Genomic DNA, 18,042 nt, shown 5'->3' with positions numbered 1-18,042 from the left:
CTGCCGCTCCGCAGGCGCGCGCCAGGACCGCCACGTTGCCCGGCACCGAGCCGTGTTTGGCGCTGGTGCTCGCGACGGCACGCCACTGTTTGGCCCCTCGCTGGTGTAGCGGGCGCGGTCCTGGACGCCAGGGATCCCCTTGCCCCGGTAGCGCTTGGTCAGCTCAGAGGTGTCACCGGCCGGAGACCCTGTTCACCGAACTCCACCACGGCCCCGGGTCCGGCAGCAGCCTGGTCATGTGTTCAGCTGTGCCGTGTCTTCCGGCACCCATCTACAGCCCACCCTCTCCGTCTCCCTGTTCACCAGAGCCAGAGTCTTTCTGCTCCTGCAGGGGCAGGAAAGGGCTGGGCCTGCCGTGCCACGAGATGCGCAATGCGTCGCGGGCACGCGTGGCGGCCACGAAGAGCTGATTACGGCTCTTCTTGAGTTCGCGTTCATACCGCTTGGGGTCGCTTGTCTCGTACTTCTCCACAATTGCAGTGCGAGGGAGGATGCCGGCGCTCGCGCCGACGATCGCAAGCTTCTGGTATTCGAGCCCTTTGAAGCGGTGCATCGTGCCGATGTGGACCTCGCCGCTGCCCTGTGGGCCGTCCTTGGTGAGGGTGGCCGTGGTGATGCCGTGCTTGAGTTCCAGATCGGCGGCTACGCGGCCGGCCATGTCGCCATCGGCGACGCAGACCGCCATGGTGCCGCTGGGGTCACGTACGGTGCCGTCCTCGGCGGGGTGCATGATCTCCTTGCGCCACCTCTTGAGGGCCTCGGCGAGCTGGGTGATCTCGTCGGTCCAGTCGTCGCAGGCAACGTACTCGGGGGCCGGGCCGTGCAGCAGGGAGTGGTAGCCGTTGAGGGTCTCGGTGCCGTCGTCGAGGTCGTCGTAGGTGACTCCGCGGACGACCTTGGCGGCCTGGTCGAGGATCTCCTGGGTGGTGCGGTAACTGAGGGTCAGTTTCGAGGCACGACCGCGAATGTTGATGCCGACTGTGGACAGGGTGACCTGCCGGTCGTAGATCCGCTGGTGGGTGTCGCTCGCGATGAACAGGTCGTTCGAGCCGGGGGCGACCATGGCGCGCAGCATCTTCCAGTGCGCTGGGCTGAGGTCCTGAGCCTCGTCGACGACGATGTGCCGGTAGCGGTGACGCAAGTAGCGCATCGCGGAGCTGTTGTCGTCGAGGTGGGTCAGGTCACCACCGCCGATGTCCTCCTTACGTTCGGCCCGGAGCTGGATTTTGCGGGCGCGTTCCATCTCGTAGCGGGCTGCCCGTTCGGCGGCCTGCGCCCAGGTCTCACGGCCCAGTCCGTTCAGGCGCAGGGTGAACTGGTCGAGCAGCTTCCAGATGACTGCGCGTTCGGGACGGCTGAGGGCGCGCCCCATACCGGCGCGGCGGGCCTTGAAGTAGTCCTGGCGGGTGGCAAGGGACTGGCCGAGGACGATCTGTTCCCATTCGTCGAAAAGGAACTCGGCGTCCCAGCGGTGCTCGTCGTGTTCGAAGAGGACTTCACGCAGCACGTCCAGGGCCGCGTCATCGGTGATCAGGCTGCGCTGGGAGCCAGGGGCCGAGTTCTCGTTCAGGACGCTCTGGGCGAGCTGGTCGATGTGCTTGATGTCGACCCGGCTGAGCAGCGCCGGATCCATGAGCGAGGTGAGCCGGGAGCGCAGGTCGGCGGTGAGGTTCTTGGTGTAGGTCGTCAGCAGGATCGGCTTGCCGTGACCGGGTGGCAGAGCGGCGGCGAGACGGGCGACGCGGTGCAGGGCGACGATGGTCTTGCCCGTGCCGGGGCCACCGCTGACGCGGGCGGGACCGCTGTAGTTCCGCTCGACGATCTTGCGCTGGGTGGGGTGGAGGTAGACCTTCCAGGCGCGGAAGTCGCCCTCGGCGAGGATGTTGCGGATGTCGTCGTCGACTGTGGTGACCGCGGTGCGGGTCAGAGCTGCCGCCATGTCGTTCTCGAAGCCAGGTTCGAGTTCGGTGGAAGCAGGCTGGGTGATCTCGCGTTCTACTTCCTCGACGGACATGCCGGAGCCGAGCCCGGTGAGGACCTCGGCGGTCAGGCGCGGTGCACCGGCGATGAGTTGGTCGAGTTCCTCCTCGGTCGTGACGGTGAGGGCGAGGTCGATGAGGGCGTCGGCGACACCCAGCCGGCGCAGGTCCTCAGGGGTGCAGACGAGAAGTGGTTCGGCAGGGGTGGGCGGTCGATCTGCCACGACGGGCGCGGGTGTGGGCTCCGCCGCGGGTGCGGCTTGCTCGTCCGGGGCCGGAGTGAGCTTGAGTCCCGCCCGCTGAAGGACACTCTGGCCGACTACACCGAGGTCGACGAATTCGATCTCACCGGTGATCCGGTTGATGGCGACGCTGAGCTCTTCGTAGACGTCCTTGCGGTGGCGGACGGCCACGATCAGCCACTGCTGCACGCCGTCGGCGCCGACACCGGCACGAGCGAGAAGGGCCCGGTAAGAGCGGTCGATCTTGGCGCGGAAGATGCGGCCGTCGCCCTTGAGGGGCTTCAGATCGAGGCTCGGATGATCGGGGTCACGGCGGAACTGGTGACAGAAGTCGTAGAACTTCGTCTTGACCGACGAGTCCATCCTGTAGAGCTCGTTTTCGGCCTTCTGGTAGAGGCTGAGACGTGCGGTCATCGTGCGGCACTCTGTTCGTCGGAGGCGGGGCGGGTGGTGGCGTCGGGGAGAGTGGCCAGGAGAGCGTCGAGGTCGGCGAGCCAGTCGTCGGCCGAGCGGATGGTGAATCCAGCGTTGCGGTAGGCGCTCCAGGTCTTCTCGCTCTCGTCGTCGTCCTGGTCGTACGGCTCGGCCATGACGGCGATCCGCAGATCGTCGTGGTCCCAGGCGAAGTCGGCGAGCCAACCGCGTTCGCCGAGCTCGTAACCGTATGCGGGGGCCTTCTTGCCGCCGTCGGCCAAGGCATGGGCGAGGCGGGTGAGGGGAGCGTCGGGTTCGTCCTCGTCGAGGTAGACGAGGATGTCCCGGTCCCACAGCAGATCTCGCAGCGCCGCTTCGAGGGGTGTGTCGTTGGACGCCTGCACGGGGGACATCTCCGCGGGCACGGGCTGGGGCGCGGGACCGCCGGTGCCGTACCGCGCAATCAGGGACTCGAGTTCGCCGACTCCGCCGAAGGCCTTGAGTATCGCGGTGTCGAAGCGACCCGCGGTTGCGGTGGTCAGCTGGACGCCGTCACCGCCGTCGTGGGCGAGGAACTGCAGGATGTTGGACCACTGGAGCCAGGCGCGCCAGCGCTTCTTGTGCTCGGGTGTGCCGAGCTGGTCGGGCTCGGTGTCGTCCAGGCAGGCCAGGGCGGTCCAGCGGCCGGTGGCCGCGTCGACCAGAAAAGCGACAGGCAGACCGGACTGGTCACGGGTCTGGAACAGGTTGAGCGTGCCGGTGCCCTGGACGGGTGCGGGGGCGGTGCCGTCGGCACGGCCCCAGGCGCCGAGGAGCAGGTCGAGCATCTTGCGTGTCTGGTCTGGGGTGCCGTTGCCGACGAGAATCTCCTGGCCGGTTCCGAGGAGCCCGCCCACCACGGCCGCCGCCCGCTTGCCCCAGGCAACGTCGTCGGGGTTGCGCAGGTAGGCGAGGAGCATGCTCATCGGGTCGGTGAAGGCGGTGGAGGCGAGGTCGTCACCACCACGTTCGGCGTAGAGCTGCTTGGCTACGTCCTGCGCACTGCCCGGGTAGGGTGGCCAGACCGGCTCGGCCGGCTCCCGGTCCGCCGACGACTCGGAGGTGTTCGTGAGCCGTTCGAAGGCGTCGAGGTCGTCCCAGGTGAGCTGGAAGACGGTACGCCCCTCGGCCCGGAGCCGATTGCGCTTGTCGGCATCCCCGGCGAGCCGGTTGTGGCGCCGGGTGGCGTGGAAGCGGTGTCCGTCGAGATAGACGGTGATCTTCTGCTTGGGCCCGTCAACGCGTTCGAAGGTGAAGTCGGTTCGAGTGTAGCCCTCGTTGCGCTGGGCGGTCAGACGCCATCCGTGCACGGTTCCGACCTCGTCCAGACGCAGATAGGCACTGTTGTCGCCGCTCTCCTCCAGCACGGCGTCGGCGCGCTGTCCCGCCCACCCGCGCAGGGCCTTGAGGAAGCGTGCTTCGAGGTCGGACTCGACCTGTCCGTCCAGCCCGATCTGGTCGGTGTTGCCGACCGGTTCGGTGTCCCAGGCGTCGGTCTCGGTGCCGAGGAGTTGGTCGAGGATCTCCAGGGCGGCCTGGCGGGAGACCCGCTCGATGTGCTGTTCGTCGGCGTAGCGATACAGGCAGCGGTGACAGGCCGGCCCGCCTTCACCTTCGCAGGGGCACTCCAGGAGGAGCCGGCGCGCCCCTTCGAGCACCTGTCGGAAATTCGCGGGGTCGGTGAGCCGGTCGAGGTAGCCGGTGCCGTGCGGAAGACGGTCGTACAGGACGAGGAAGTGCCGCTTTTCCGCGGTGTCACGATCCGGCATGGTGGCGAGGGTGGTGTCGAGGTGCTGCGGGTCGCCGCCGAAGGCATCGTCCACGCCGAGGCGCAAGGCAGCCTGGAAGGAGTGGACCTTCTCGTCGACGAGCACAGTCGCCGCGGGCAGCAGGATGCGCAATGCTTCGGTCTTCAGCTCGTGAGCGAGCAGGACCGGCTCCTGGGGTACGCCCTTCTTGCCGCGCCGCAGCGGGCACCACGGGGTGTGGTGCTTGAGGTCCCGCTGGCGGTTGGCGGAGTTGTCCACGGCATCGCGGTCGTCGTCGAATACCGGACGGCCGTCGGCGCTCGCGGCCCCGCAGGCGGTACACACATGGAACGGCGCGATCCGGACGGCCCGCCCGGCGAGCTGGTCGTTGTCCTGGGCGCCGACGCTGAGCGGTCCTGTGTTGACGCGGCGGATGACAGCCCGGCGGGTGTAGTCGACGCCGAAGATCTCCTTGGTGTGCCGCCAGGACTTGCCCACCGCGAAGTCTTGGGGATCGATGTCGACCAAGTCGACGACCGAGTAGAAGCGGTGATCGCGGTCGTCGCTCTCGTCGCCGATCCTGGCGTCCTCACGCTTGTCGCGGGCTGTGACGACACGGGGCTGGACGATCTGCCACAGACAGCCGGAGTCGGCGATGCCCGCCTCTCCGCAGCGCGGGCAGGGCGTCGTGTCGGCCTCGGCGTTCTCAGTGCGGACATAGCCGCACGAGGGGCAGAAGCGCCAGTAGCGCCAGTCCTGATCACGGCCGGTGACGATGTCGATACCGGTGATGCGGTGCTTGTAACCCTCGGCGTAGAAGGTGTTGCCGGGAGCCAGCTCCGAAAGGGCGTAACCGCGCGGCCGATCGTAGGAGAACGACTTCGACTTGTAGCGGACGCGCCCCTCTGATGTGCTGCCCTCAGGCCAGAAGACGGTGGAGTGCAGAGTCGTTGTGGCGTCGAGCAGCGCGTAGTTGGGCAGCAGACCGAGGTCGCACAACACGGTCTGGGCGGGCCGGCGCTGTCGTTCGGCGCCCTCTCGGGACAGGGCTCCCAGCTCGGCCTCCAGCTCCGCCTTCGTACGCGCCTGATCGTCGTCGCCTTCCTTGAGCTCGTCGATCGCGGAGCGGATGGCTCGGATACGCGAGCGCAGCTTCTGGTTTTCGCGCTCCCACTCGCGTTCGGCCTTCTCGATCGTGCTGCGGATGCGGCGCACAGCGTACTTTCTCAGCTCTTCCTTGGCGGTGTCGCTCACGCCGGTCGGGAAGAGTGCAAGGAAGTCTGCGACGAGTTCCTCGCCGTGGGCGAGGGCGGCCTCGGTGAAATCGACCAGGTAACCGGAGGGACCGAACAGTTCATCGACGCGACGCGGCAGTGCGGCGAGCGGTCTGCCGTCCTCGCGCAGCAGACGGCCGCGAGCCGCGAGGTCGAGGAGATGGGCGGTGTACTGGCGGCGGAGGATCTCGATGGCCGACAGGTACGAACCGGGCGGCACGATCCGGCCGTCGATCATGTCGCGTGGCCGGTCGAGGAAGTACAGGTCGCGCCGGGAGCGGTCGGGGATGGTCAGCAGAAAGGCGTTGCCGGTGCGACGTCCGGCACGGCCCGCCTGCTGGGCGTAGTTGGCCGGCCGCCGCGGCAGGGCACCGAGGACGACGGCGGAGAGGTCGCCGATGTCGATGCCCATCTCCAAGGTGGGTGTGCAGGACAGCACGTTGGGGTCGTTGAAGCCCTCGCCGCTGCGGAAGGCCTCCTCGACGCGTTCGCGCTTGCCGCGGGAGAGCAGGCCGGTGTGCTCGGCGGTGACGACCTGGTAGGTACCCGCTCGCCGGTACAGGCCGCGGTAGTAGTCGTCACGGTAGTCGCGGTCCCGGTCGTGCCGGTCGACGGTCTCCAGCCACCGGTCACCGGCGACCAGCCGCCCGTTCGTGCAGCGGTACGCCTGACAGGGCTGATCGTGGTACTGCGCCAGCAGCGAGGGGTGGACCGTCTGCTCCCAGAAGCACTTCGGGCAGCGTACGTACGACACGTTGACCTGCGAGTCCGACAACAACTGCAGACGGACGGCGCCAGGTTGGAGGCCGTACAGCCGGGCAGTCGTATCGCCGGGGGTGCGTGCCGCGAGCAGTCCCGCATCGGTGAGTCGAGGCAGCAGCCGGACCCAGAACTCGTCGGCCTGTTCACGGGTCATGTCGAAGCAGCGCTGCGCCCAGGTCTGGTACCAGGACAGGCGCCCGGCGGCGAAGTCGAACTCGCTGCCCTGCTTGGGGCGCGCGAGCAGGAAGGTCGGCGCGGAGACGCCCTTGGGGAACGCCTTCATGCCGCGCGGGCGGCCGCCCCAGATGTAGTAACGGCTGGTGCCCGCCTCGTCGAGGAATTTCTCCAGCCACCGGTGCCCGATCGCTCCCCGCGTGCGCAGCCGTTCCACCAGGCCGCGCAGGAAGGCCAGATAGCGGGCGTCGTCGTGTTCGGTGAGGGCCAGTCCACGGTGCGTGGCTTCTTCATGAGCGGCGCGTACGAGCGCTACGGCCTCCCGCTCGTCAGGGATGTCGACCCAGGCGGCTGCAGTGCGGGTCAGTTCGAGGGTACGGCCATTGCGGGACCGGTGGCCGAACTCCATCACGGCCTCGAATGCGAACCGTTCACCGATCAGGTCCCAGGTCTTCTTGTCTCCGCCACGGCCCTTGCCCGACAGCAGACGCGCCACACCCGTGTCGTCGTGCAGGTCCGGCGGGACGACCGCGGCGAGCGTCTCGCGATCAGTGGTGGCCGCGACGACGTCGGCGACGAGATCGTTGAGCGCGCTGGGCCGTTCCTCGCTCAAGTGTTTGGTGAACAGTGCCCGCAGGGAGAACGTGTACGAGCGGGAGGCGACGAATCCGGCCCGGTGCGCGGCGTCCTGCACCGAGTCGTTGAACATCAGCGTCTTCGTCTCACGCTGCTCCTTGTCCATCTCCCCACCGGTGAACAGTTGGGTGACGGACGCGGCCGCGAGCGCGGCGGCTCCGGTACCGAGGAAGCGGATCGCGTTGTGCGTGCCGCACGCCGGGCACCAATCGTCCTTGGCGGCACGTTCCGCGGTGTCGCCGAGCTGGACGAGGACGAATGCCGAATCGGGTCCGGCAGGCTGAGGGTTGCCCTCGTCGTCGTAGTCGGCCTGGGGGTCGGGCAGACGCAGACGCCGCGCGGGCCCGTCGAGGACCATCAGCACACCTGCGCCGCCGGTGGTCAGCGACCTCTGCGCCGCCGGGGCCATGGCTGTACGGCCGTTGCCTTCTCGGGCCTCGTTGTCGGTGGCGGCCACCAAGGTGCGTACCTTGGCCTTTTCGGCGGTGACGGTGGCGCGGCGGATCTTGTGAGCCTCGAACTCCAGCTCCTCCAGGTCCGACTCCGGAGCCAGAACCGACCATCCGGATCGCCCGCACTCACGGCAGTACACGGCGGGCAGGAAGATCTTGGTGTCGCGTGAGGTGGTCGTGTCCGGCGTGGTCCGCAGTCGGCTCTGCGCCCCGGTGGTGTCCCAGGCGAACTCGGCCCTCGGCCACGGCAGTACACCACGCAGCACGCGTGTGACGGACCGCGCCCACTGGTGCACCTCCACCTGCACGAGGGGACGGCTGAGCGCGACCGGTGCGTCCGGATCACGCGCCACGGACAGCAGGGCGACGAAGCGGGCGAGCGCGAGGGCGGCGATCTGCGGCCGTGTCGTGATCGCCTCGTCCCAGCTCTTCGCCCCACTGCGGCGCATCACGTCGAGCACCTCGTCGTAGGTGCGCACGGTCCCGTCGAAGGCCTTCAGCACCGCGTACGTGAGCCGGTTGCGTTTGAGCGCGGCGCCGAGGGTGACCGGGTCGGTCGTACGGATTCCGGTGACGGCCTCGGCGAGGTCCGCGAGCGCTTCGGGACCGGACGCGGGATCCGGCAGCGCGGTCAGCGTTTCGGGGGGCGTGGCCTGGCCGGGCAGGAACTTCGCGTCCCGGATCGACGCGTCGAGCATGAACTCGTCGACCGTCAGCCGGTCCTCCCCGATGATGGCGTCCTCGGTGAACTCGGTGCCGAAGACGTTGGTGGCCACGGAGAGAAGCCGACGCACTCCGTCCTCGTCGGTTCCGGAGGCCAGGGTCGCTGACGTGGCGACCGGAGTGATCGTGCCGAGCGGACTACCGGGCCTCGTGGCGCCGACGGCGATGGCGAGGCGGCGCAGCAGCATGGCCACGTCGGTGCCCTGCGCGCCGTCGTAGGTGTGGAACTCGTCGACGACCACATAGCGGATGTCGCTGCCGTCCCACAGCGGTGCGTCGGCGGCACGCTGGAGCAGCAGGTCGAGCATCTTGTAGTTGGTGATCAGGATGTCCGGCGGGGACAGTTGCATGTCCTGGCGGCGGGTGTAGACCTTGTCGTAGTGCGTGGCCGCCTTGTCCCCGATGTACAGGCCGGCGCGTACGCCGCTCAGCTCGTCGTACTCGGTGAGCAGTCCGTTGATGCGTGCCGCCTGGTCGGTGGCAAGGGCGTTCATCGGGTAGAGGAAGACCGCCTTGATCCCGCTGTTCCCGGCGGCGCGCTCGCGGGCACAGTGGTCGAGTACGGGGTAGAGGAACGACTCCGTCTTACCGGACCCGGTGCCCGTGGTGACCAGGGTCGGCTGAGGCGTGTGGCCGTCCTTCGAGGTGAGCCGGGCGAAGGCGCGGGCCTGGTGCGCGTAGGGCCTCCAGCCGTCGGTACGCACCCAGTCCAGGTGCTGCTGCCAGCCGTCCTCGGCCGGGGTGAAAGGCGTACGCAGCCGCAGGAACGGGCCGCGGAACATGCCTGTCGTCTCGTCCTCGAGGAAGGCGTGCAGGGCCTTGCGAGCGCCCTCGTCCGCGAGGCCGTAGGTCGTGGACAGGTACTGGAGCAGGCTCTCCTTCAGTCCCTGTGCTTCGAGGGTCGGTCTCACTTACCCGGGACCTCCATCTTCTCCGGGTCCCAGAGACCCTTCGCGACGGCTTCGTCGAGGCGCTTGCTGAAGTAGGCGTGTGCTTCCCGCATTTCGCGCTCACGGTCGGCTTTGTAGAAGGGGGCGGTGTATCCGTCGGGGACGGGGGCGGCTTCGGGGTCCTTCAGGTAGGCCTCGAACTGGGTCCAGTGCTCCTTCGTCTGGTCGAAGCCGTACGTGTACCGGTCCCCGGCGATCTTCCGCTCCTCGGCGTCGAACCATGTCACCCGGTCGAAGTCCTGCATGATGGGGAAACGAGCACGGTACATGGCGATGAGCGTGTCCGCGTCGATACCGAGCCATACGGCCACGAGCGCGTCGATCTCCACGAGTGCGGCGCGGCGGGCGTACTCCGTACGGAGGGGGGTGTCGCGCTGCCAGGTAGGGGTGACCCTGTGCAGCTCGGTCTTGAGGTGAGGCCATTCGACGGCCCAGGGCTCGTAGCCGGGCCACTTGGAGTCGTACAGATCGGCCCAGAGGTCGGCGTAAGCGGTGGTGAGGGCGTTCAGGCGGAGGGTACGGAGGAGGAGGGCGGGGGCTAGGGGGTGGTTTTCCTGGGGGGCCGGCAGCAGCTTGGCTGGGTTCTCGTGAAGATGCGACCAGGCAAGCGTCCGCAAGAAGTAGTCGATCGGCAGGCCCGACCAGAATCCTCCGATCAAGGCCGAATGCCGCATCGATGAAACGAAGGCACTGCGGATTCCACCTACATGAGTGACCTCGCGAGGCAACAAGGCTGTATACAAGGCGCGTTCAGTGTCCGGAGCGATCTGGTTCCGCCACGCCCACCGGAATCGCTCACTGTATGGCCTGCTGGCTTTAGCAAGCAGAAACTTCTCCACCTGCTCGTCCTCGACCGCCTCCGGCTCCACGTCCCGCTTCTCCGCGATCCGGAGCCGCGCCTGCGCCCGCTCCTCCTCCGAAGCGAGCAGCGACTCGTACTTCTCCCAGTCGGGCCACCTGTCCTGCTCGCCCAGGAATACTTCGCGAGGAGCCACGCACCGGTACTCCGACTCCGGCACCGCGTCGTCCGCGAGCACCCTGGGGTCGAGGCCGCGAACCTCGCCACCGCCCTGGCTGGGCTGCTTGAACATAGGGTTCGCAACGCCGATCTGCGGACCCTTGAGGATGACGTCGCTCCATGCCTTCGCGTGGTAGTCCTCCTGGCCGGCGACGCCGGTGTTGTAGTCGATGAGTCGCTGCTTCTTGTCCGGGCCGAACTGTGCCTTTTTGGCGGCGCTTTCGTGGTATCCAGGGGAAATGTCTGGGTGCAGCGCACCCAGGCGCAACCGATACATGCCCAGCGCGTCGATGGCCGGGTCCTCCGCTGTGCTCACCGGTGTGAGCAGACGCGTGTGCTCCAGCGGGCCTTCGTCACCCGTCAGGCGACGCCACCGCTTGAGGGTGTCGCGGGTGACGCGGATGACACGCTTCGGATGGGGGCGTTCGTCCCAGTCACCGTCGTACTTGACGCCGGGATCGGCGCCGGCGTTCTCGGCGGAGGCGGACAAGCGAAGGGAGTCGACGGTGAAGAGCCACGACAGGGAGTCGAAGGAGATCTCCCCTTCGGGTCCGTAGATGTGCACGCCGAAGTGACTGGACCGACCCACCGGCGGCGGGAAGAAGCGGTTGCCCGCGTTGACGAAGTCACCGTGCACGCGCAGCCGCCGGTACGCCGCTGCCCGCAGGTCGGCTTCCTTGTCACCCGCGAAGTGGGTGTCGGGGTGTACCATGCCGGCCGTACCACCGCGCCCGGCGTGGTCCCACACTTCGCACATGAACGCCCGGTACAGATCCGGCTGGCTACCTGAGATCAGCGGGTAGACAGGCGAGGCAGACAGATAGCTGGCCACGGTCACCGTCTTCGTCACCTCGCCGAGCAGATACTCTTGCACCTCCTTCCGCGCCAGCTCGGCCTCCCGTCGCCGGTTCTTGTCCTCCGCCTTCGGCTTCTCCGTGAGCATGAACCACGGCTCGTACTCCGCGAGGACCGGGTTCTCCTTCCACTCCGGCCGCACCCACGGCGGGTTGCCCACCTGGAGGTCGAAGCCCCCGGACTCACCGGCGAAGATCCCGGCGAAGTCCAACTCCCAGTGCAGAAATCCCTGTTCCTCGGCGATGTCACGGACGACCCGCATCCACGGATACCGCGTCTCCACCGCCTTCCGGGCGTCGTCCATGCCCATCTCGGCCTGGATCAGGTCCTCGAAAGCCTTCAGATCCTCGAGGGAGTCGACGGCCGTGGCGAAGGTGTTCTCGGGGACCGGTCCCGTGCCCAGCATGGACTCCAGGAAGGCGATCCAGTCGTCCAGGCTCGCGAGCGGGATGACGTCCCGGCGGCGCGGCACGCCTGCGGGCTTCCTGGGGCTGGATGAGCCACGCCCCTTTTTGATCTTCTTCTTCACCACGAGTGCATCGTCGTCCTCGCTCTCGCCGAAGGACATCTGGTCACCGTCCATGGTGAACAGCAGCCTGTTCTCGACGAACTGGGACGCGGGGCCCGGCTCGGGCGCAGGCGGCTGACCGGTCTCGACGGACTGCCCGGCCACCGACGACAGCAGCGCATCCAGGTCGGCGCCGGCCTGTGCCGTCACCACCGGAGCCGTGGCGTACTCAGCGTCCGACCCGTCCAGCAGCCCCACCTTGTCCAGCGGCCAGAACCACAGCGCGCACCACGCGTCCATGACCTGCTTGAGCCGCCAGTACGGGGAACCTTCTGCGTCGAAGAGGTCTTGGAAGACCTGCTCCTTGGTCATCGGCAGGCCTCGGTCCGCGTTCTGCTTGTCGCGACGGAGGAAGGCGTACTCCTCCGCGTCCTCCGCGCGGTCGGTACCCCATACGTCGATCGTGCGAGCGATCTCCCGTTCGCTCAGTTCCATGCGCTTGGCCACCAGCTGCCACAGGAACTCGACCCGACGGGCCGCAGCCTGCAACCGGGCGAGTTGGCTGCTCTTGCCACCAGTCGGCTTGGGCTTGGTCAGGATGCCCTTCTTCCAGGCCTTCAGCTGCTCCACCTGCGGTCCGGCGAGCTGCTCGACCAGCTTCTTCGCATCGCCGCCGGCCCCTGCGACCGCACCCCACCCGGGTGTGGGCAGAAGAAACTGATGCACAGCCCCTTCGGGCAGCGGTTGCTTCGCACCGTCCTCCGGCGCTCGGAAGGGCAGCTTGGTCGGCGTCTGGGCGCCGATCGTCCGCTCCTTCTTGATGCGCTCCGCCTCGTACACCCATCGCCGAGCGCCGATCAGCGAGTTGCCGCGCCGCAGGTGCAGACCGAACCACGGCGCCCGCATGCCCGGGTGCATGGTGTTCAGCCAGAGGGACACCTCGGCCAGCTCCACACCCGTCGCGTTCAGGTCGACCCCGTACGCGTTGTGGAGGGCGATGTACGCCTTCACCTTCTGCTTGACGTCCAGGGCTTTCGAGGTGTCCAGGCTGACGCCCAGTTCCTCCTGGCGGCGTTTGAGGTACTCCTCGGCGACCTGGTTGATCGCCTCGTTGAGGAACGCGCCGGATCCCAGGGCGGGCTCGCAGATCGTGTAGCGCAGCAGCTCGCTCGCCCGTGTCCGGACCGTGTTGCCGTCCGCGTCCCTTTCCTGGTCGAGGCGGTGTTTGAGAGCCAGTTCGACGGTGACCTTGGTGAGGGACTCGGGGGTGTAGTACGAGGCGGACGTCTCTCGGTCACGGCCGGCCAGGCGATAGACGAACGTGCCCGGATCGTACTTCTTCGGGCCGCGCAGACCGTACTGTTCGGCATCCTGGGCGGAGTACACGACATGCGTGTTCTCCGGGTAGTCCTTCAGCCGGTCCGCGGGGATGAGCCAGGAGCCCTTCTCCGGGTCGCCGTACTGCTTGCCGCCCTTTTTCGCGCCGGGCTTGGCGACCTCGGCCAGTTCCTCCTCGGCGATGATGCCGGTGTAGGACATCAGGCCCTCGTAGACCGCGCCGAGCTGGTTGATGCCGAGGTTGCGGTAGGAAATGAACCCGCCTTGCCGTCCCTTCCGACTGGCCTCCTTCATGGTCAGCAGACGCAGCACCTGGTGCAGGGCCTCATTGCGCAGGCGCAGGTCGAGCCACCGAGGCTCCTCGTCCCCGTCCTCGTCCCAGCGCGGGTCGAGGACGTGTCGACCGATGAGAGTGATCGCCTTCGGGTCGAACAACTCGCTGCGCAGCGCCTCGAAACGCAGGCCGCGTTGCTCGCTGCGCTCGTCGGCGGGCTTGTGGTCGTCCGGTTCGGTGCCGTGCGGGCGGTGGCCGTAGTTGACCTTGTTGAACAGAACGTCCAGTGAGGCGTACAAGTGGAAGCCGTTGCGGCTCTCCTCGTCGGCCAGCTTTCGTTCCCGCGCCACCAACTCGCGCAGCCGGGCGATCGAGTAGCCGGCCTCGTACGTGGAGTCCTCGGCGGGCAGGATGCCCAGCTCGGGGCGTGCCTCCGCGTACAGAAGGAAGAGAATGCGGTAGAGGTAGCGCAGCGATTCGCGGGTGAGCTGCTTGGCGAACGGTCCCTGCTTGGGGTCCTCGATCTCCCGTGGCTCGACCTCCGCCTCACGCAGACGGGCCAGGACCTCGTTGGCGATGATCTCGACCGAGCGCTGGAGTCCCTTGCGCAACTCGGAGTTGACTCCGACGGCGTTGTCGCGGGACGCCTTGAGCAGGTCGTCGATGCGCCGGCCCTTGCCGTCGGGACGGGGCGCGAGCATGTCGTGGGAGAAGAGGGCGGCGAGCAGAGCGAGTTCGCCGGCCTTCGCCGTGTCGTTGCGGGCGAAAGCCGTGTCGAGGCTGACGGCGAGGTAGCGGCCCTCGGCCCAGGCGCTTCGGTCGGCAAGGACGAGGACGCCGCCGCAGAGCAGCAGAACGAAGCGAGGGGCGTCGCCGCCGGGCTCGTGCAGTTCGCTCTGGAAGAGCCAGCTCGCCAGCTTCTCGCCTGCCTCGAGGAGACCGTCGGCGGTCTTGAGGGGGTGGAGGAGCCGCCCTGCCTTGTCGGGGTCGAGAGCGTGGTCGAGCGTGGCGGTCCAGCCGCAGTCGACGGCAACGATGCCATCTCCGTGCCAGGCGGTCCGCAGCTCGTAGTCCCGGCCGGCGTTGTGCACGGTGATCGGCTCGGGCCGATCACCGACGTAGCCGAGGGCCTTGAGCACGGCGGTGTGCCAGGCGGTGAGGTGCTCGGCCCACTCGCCCGTCGGGTCGTCGTAGGTGCTGCCGGGTTCCTCCCGCTGGGCGCGGGAGGCCAGGAAGGGGCGCACGGTGGTTTGGTACTCACCGCGAAGCCGGGGGAGCAGCTCGCGGGGGGTGGGACGTGGGTCGTGCGGGTCGGTCTCGCGGCTGGTCCAGAGGGTGAACAGACCTTCCTCACCCGCCTTGTTCCTCTTGAGGGAGTACTCCAGCTCCTCGCTGAAGTAGTGGGCGGAGAGGTATTCGCCGCGATTGGCGAAGGAGTCGTAGGTGTAGCTCATCGTGCGGGCTCCTCGGCCTGCGCGGTGGACGCGGTGATGTGAAGGGGCTCGAGAACGGCGAGGACCCGCAGCATCGGGTCGCCGTCGGTACGCAGGCGGCGTACGAGGTTGCGGCGGCGTGCGGCTGTGTCGTACACCTGCCGACGCCGGCGCTCCTGGTTGCCTACGGCGATCAGGGCGCCCTGCTCCCAGACCTGCACACGGTTCTCGTAGGGCGCCAGGTAGGCATCGACCTGCTTGTCGTAGTCGGCGCGGCGCTCGCGCAGATGGGTCTCGGCCGCGTCGACGGCCGCGGGGACGAGCGCCTGAAGGAGGTCGGGGTTGACGGGGCGGTCACGGCCGGGCATGTCGGGGCCTACGCCGCAGGCGGCGAGAAATGCCGAGTCCATGCGCCATACGCGGGGCGCGGCCTCCGCGAGGCCGGTGACGGCCATCCACTCGACGACCGTCGGCTTGCCCGCAGCGTTGGAGTAGATGCCCTGGAGGAGGTAGACCGGACCGGTGAGTGCCGCGGGGAGGGCGGCGTCGATCCGTTTCGCCTTGTCCACATCGGGGCGGTAGGCGAGGACGAACGCTTCGTCGTAGCGGAGTTTGGCGAGAACCTTGTCCGTCACCCAGTCGAGCACGGGGTGGATGTCGGAGACATAGGAAACGTTGGGCCACTGGGAGGTGGGGTGGCCGGTCTTGCCCTGCTTGGCGTTGCGGGCGGCCTCGAGCCGTTCCGCCGCGTACTTCTTGTCGAAGGTGATGCGCAGCGTGCCCTCGTGCTTGGGGGTGGTGAGGATCTTCTCCTGCTCCAGGTACGACTTCGGCAGTTCCCGGAGGCGGTACTGGAGATCGTCGGGCGGAGTGAACTCGATGCGCCCACCCGCCGTCTCGGGCTTCCAGTTCAGGGCCTCGCGCTCAGCCGCCGGGTAGATGAGCTCCACCGCGGCCTGAAAGTACGCTTTGGTGTTCGCGAACACATGGGGCACGTCCGCTTCGGGAACCGGGGCCCTGCCGACGGTGGCCGGGGCAGCCGCCGGGTCGGCCAGCCTGGCGTTGGCACCGGCGAGCAGTCCGGCGAGGACACCGCCGGACTCCTGCCGGGACTGCTTGAGGGAACGTTCGACGGTACCGCCCTTGATGAGGTCTCGGGTGAGACGGTCCTCTTCCTTCTTGTCGTTGTAGAGGCCAGTGACAGCCTCGGCGCTGCCCTCGCCGGTCTCGATCTCGTGTGCCTGGGCCTCACGCCGCAGCAGACGAGCGCCGACGAGCCGGTCGTCGAGCGTGAGCATCTCGCCGCTCTCCTCGTCGCGACGCCAGGGCACGTCGGCGGTCAGGATGAGCGCACGGAACTCGGGGCTGACCGCCTGTCCGTAGCGGTCGATGCGTCCATTGCGCTGCTCGATCCGGATGAGGGACCAGGGCAGGTCGTAGTGGATGAGATCGTGGCACTGATGATGCAGGTTGACGCCCTCGGAAGCGATGTCTCCGGTGAAGAGCAGCCGCACCGGTTCCTCACGCCGGCCGAAGCGGTCGACGATCTCCTGCTGCTGCTGGTCGTTGGTGATGTCACCGTGCATGACCTCAACGGCGCCGTCGTACGCCTTCCACGGACGCGCCTCGTCGGGCTTGGCCTGGTGCTTCTTCTTGAAGCCGAGGCGGGCCGGAACCACCTGGGCCAGCCAGTTCAGCGTGTCGACCCGCTCGGAGAAGATCACGACGCGCCGCTCAGAGGCCGGTCCGACACCGAGGTCGTCCCTGAGCGTGCGTACAAGTGTGTCGAGCTTGGCGGAGTCCTCGTCGGTGAAGTCCGCAACCAGCGCCTCCAGCTCGGCGAGGGCTTCGCTCTCGGCGGCGAGAGCGGCGCGGCGGGCGTCGTCGTCCGCCGTGGTCTTGGCCTTGCCGCCTTTCGGGGTGCCGTTCTTCGGATTGTTCAGGTACTCACGGCGCCTGGCGAGGGACTCCCGCAGAGCGACATGGGAGGAGAGGAACGCCTTGAGGAAGTTGTAGCCGACCAGCGGGTCGGCGCAGACCGACGCACGGTTCGGGTCACCGGGGGTCCACTCGCCCGCCAGCTTCTCGAGGAGGGCGACTTCCTTCGGCGTCGCGTGTGCGGGCACCGGCAGCGAGGGACCGCGTTCGGCCCACGGTTTGTCCTTGAGGCCGTCGCGTACTTCGCGGTCGGTCTTGGTCCGCCTGATGTAGAGGTGGTCGAGGTCGGCGACCTTGTAGTTCTTGGGATCGGCGATCGCGGCCGGGTCGAGCATCCGGATCAGCTCGGCGAAGGATTCGGCGTCGCCGTTGTGCGGGGTGGCGGAGGCCAGGATCAGCGCATCGGTCTGCTCGGCGAGACGGCGGGCGAGGGCGTTGTTCCGGGTGCCCTTGTTCACAAGGTTGTGTGCCTCGTCGATGACCACCGCGTCCCAGGTGATGTTCTCCAGGTGGTGGGCGTACGTCGCCGACTTGAGGGTGTCGACGGAGACGACAACTCGTTTGAAGTGGGCGAAGGGGTTCCGGCCCGCAGGGATCTCCTGCTGGATGCGCTGGATACCGGTGGAGTCCAGGCGCACCAGCGGCAGGGAGAAGCGGGTCCACAGCTCGCGCTGGAACTGCTCCAGCACATGGGCGGGCGTGACCACGAGGATGCGCTCGCCACGCCCGCGCCGGATCAGCTCGGCGAGCGTGATGCCGATCTCCAGGGTCTTGCCCAGGCCGACCACGTCGGCGATCAGCAGCCGTGGCTGCGGGTTCCGCATGGACAGCGCCAGCTCGGCGGGACGCAGCTGATGCTCCTGCCGGTCCATGAGGAAGGAGTCGGCGAGCGCGATGCCGTGCTCGGTCTGCGGCAGCGCAGTCTTTCGGATGACCGCCTCCAGATAGAGGCGTGCTTTGGCGTGCTTGGAGGTGTCGTCGGGAACGAGCCGGGTCTTGCGCGGATCGAGTACTTCGATGTGGTCCAGGCCGGAGTAGAAGACCGCGTCCGTGCCACGGACGAACGCCGAGACCCCGCTGACCTCGACCATGAGCCCGTCACGGGACTCCGCGACGGACTTCACGAGCCACTGCTCGTCCCGGATGCGCACCTGGGCACCGGGAGCCAAGGCCGGCCTCGCGCCGGCCGGATACGCGAACTCCGTCGCGCCGGCGTCGCGCGCCTCAGGAACCTCGGACTGCATCGCCGTGGTCACGTGGTGCTCCTCTGTGGACGGTGATCGGT

The 18,042-nt window shown here is 68.0% G+C and carries 4 protein-coding genes; all 4 read right to left on the bottom strand.

Features of this window, described 5'->3' with window-relative positions; all coding sequences use genetic code 11:
- Positions 1–271: 271 nt before the first annotated feature.
- The 4 genes from OG899_RS07345 to OG899_RS07330 are packed head-to-tail and all read right to left on the bottom strand — an operon-like array spanning position 272 to position 18,013.
- The gene (locus tag OG899_RS07345; RefSeq protein ID WP_406310942.1) at positions 272–2,635 is read right to left on the bottom strand and encodes a UvrD-helicase domain-containing protein; all 2,364 of its coding nucleotides are present in this window, start codon (positions 2,633–2,635) and stop codon (positions 272–274) included.
- Entirely contained in the window at positions 2,632–9,354 is a 6,723-nt protein-coding gene (locus tag OG899_RS07340; protein ID WP_406310941.1) for a DEAD/DEAH box helicase, read from the bottom strand. The genes OG899_RS07345 and OG899_RS07340 overlap by 4 nt, the downstream gene beginning before the upstream one ends.
- Positions 9,351–14,840, bottom strand: a complete 5,490-nt coding sequence (locus OG899_RS07335) for a hypothetical protein (RefSeq protein WP_406310940.1) — start codon at positions 14,838–14,840, stop codon at positions 9,351–9,353. The genes OG899_RS07340 and OG899_RS07335 overlap by 4 nt, the downstream gene beginning before the upstream one ends.
- Positions 14,837–18,013 carry a DEAD/DEAH box helicase gene (locus tag OG899_RS07330; protein ID WP_125496232.1) on the bottom strand — a complete coding sequence of 1,059 codons (3,177 nt, stop codon included), beginning with the start codon at positions 18,011–18,013 and terminating at the stop codon, positions 14,837–14,839. Before OG899_RS07330 ends, OG899_RS07335 begins: the two co-directional genes overlap by 4 nt.
- Positions 18,014–18,042: the final 29 nt, after the last annotated feature.

It is taken from the genome of Streptomyces thermoviolaceus (assembly GCF_045209695.1).
GTDB classification, from domain to species: domain Bacteria; phylum Actinomycetota; class Actinomycetes; order Streptomycetales; family Streptomycetaceae; genus Streptomyces; species Streptomyces thermoviolaceus.
The sequence above is the reverse complement of the archived record's forward strand: the minus strand, read 5'-3'. Positions and strand labels throughout refer to the sequence as shown.

Coding starts and splice junctions, on each gene's coding strand:
- OG899_RS07345 (WP_406310942.1), bottom strand. CDS start 2,635: ATGACCGCACGTCTCAGCCTCTACCAGAAGGCCGAAAACGAGCTCTAC.
- OG899_RS07335 (WP_406310940.1), bottom strand. CDS start 14,840: ATGAGCTACACCTACGACTCCTTCGCCAATCGCGGCGAATACCTCTCC.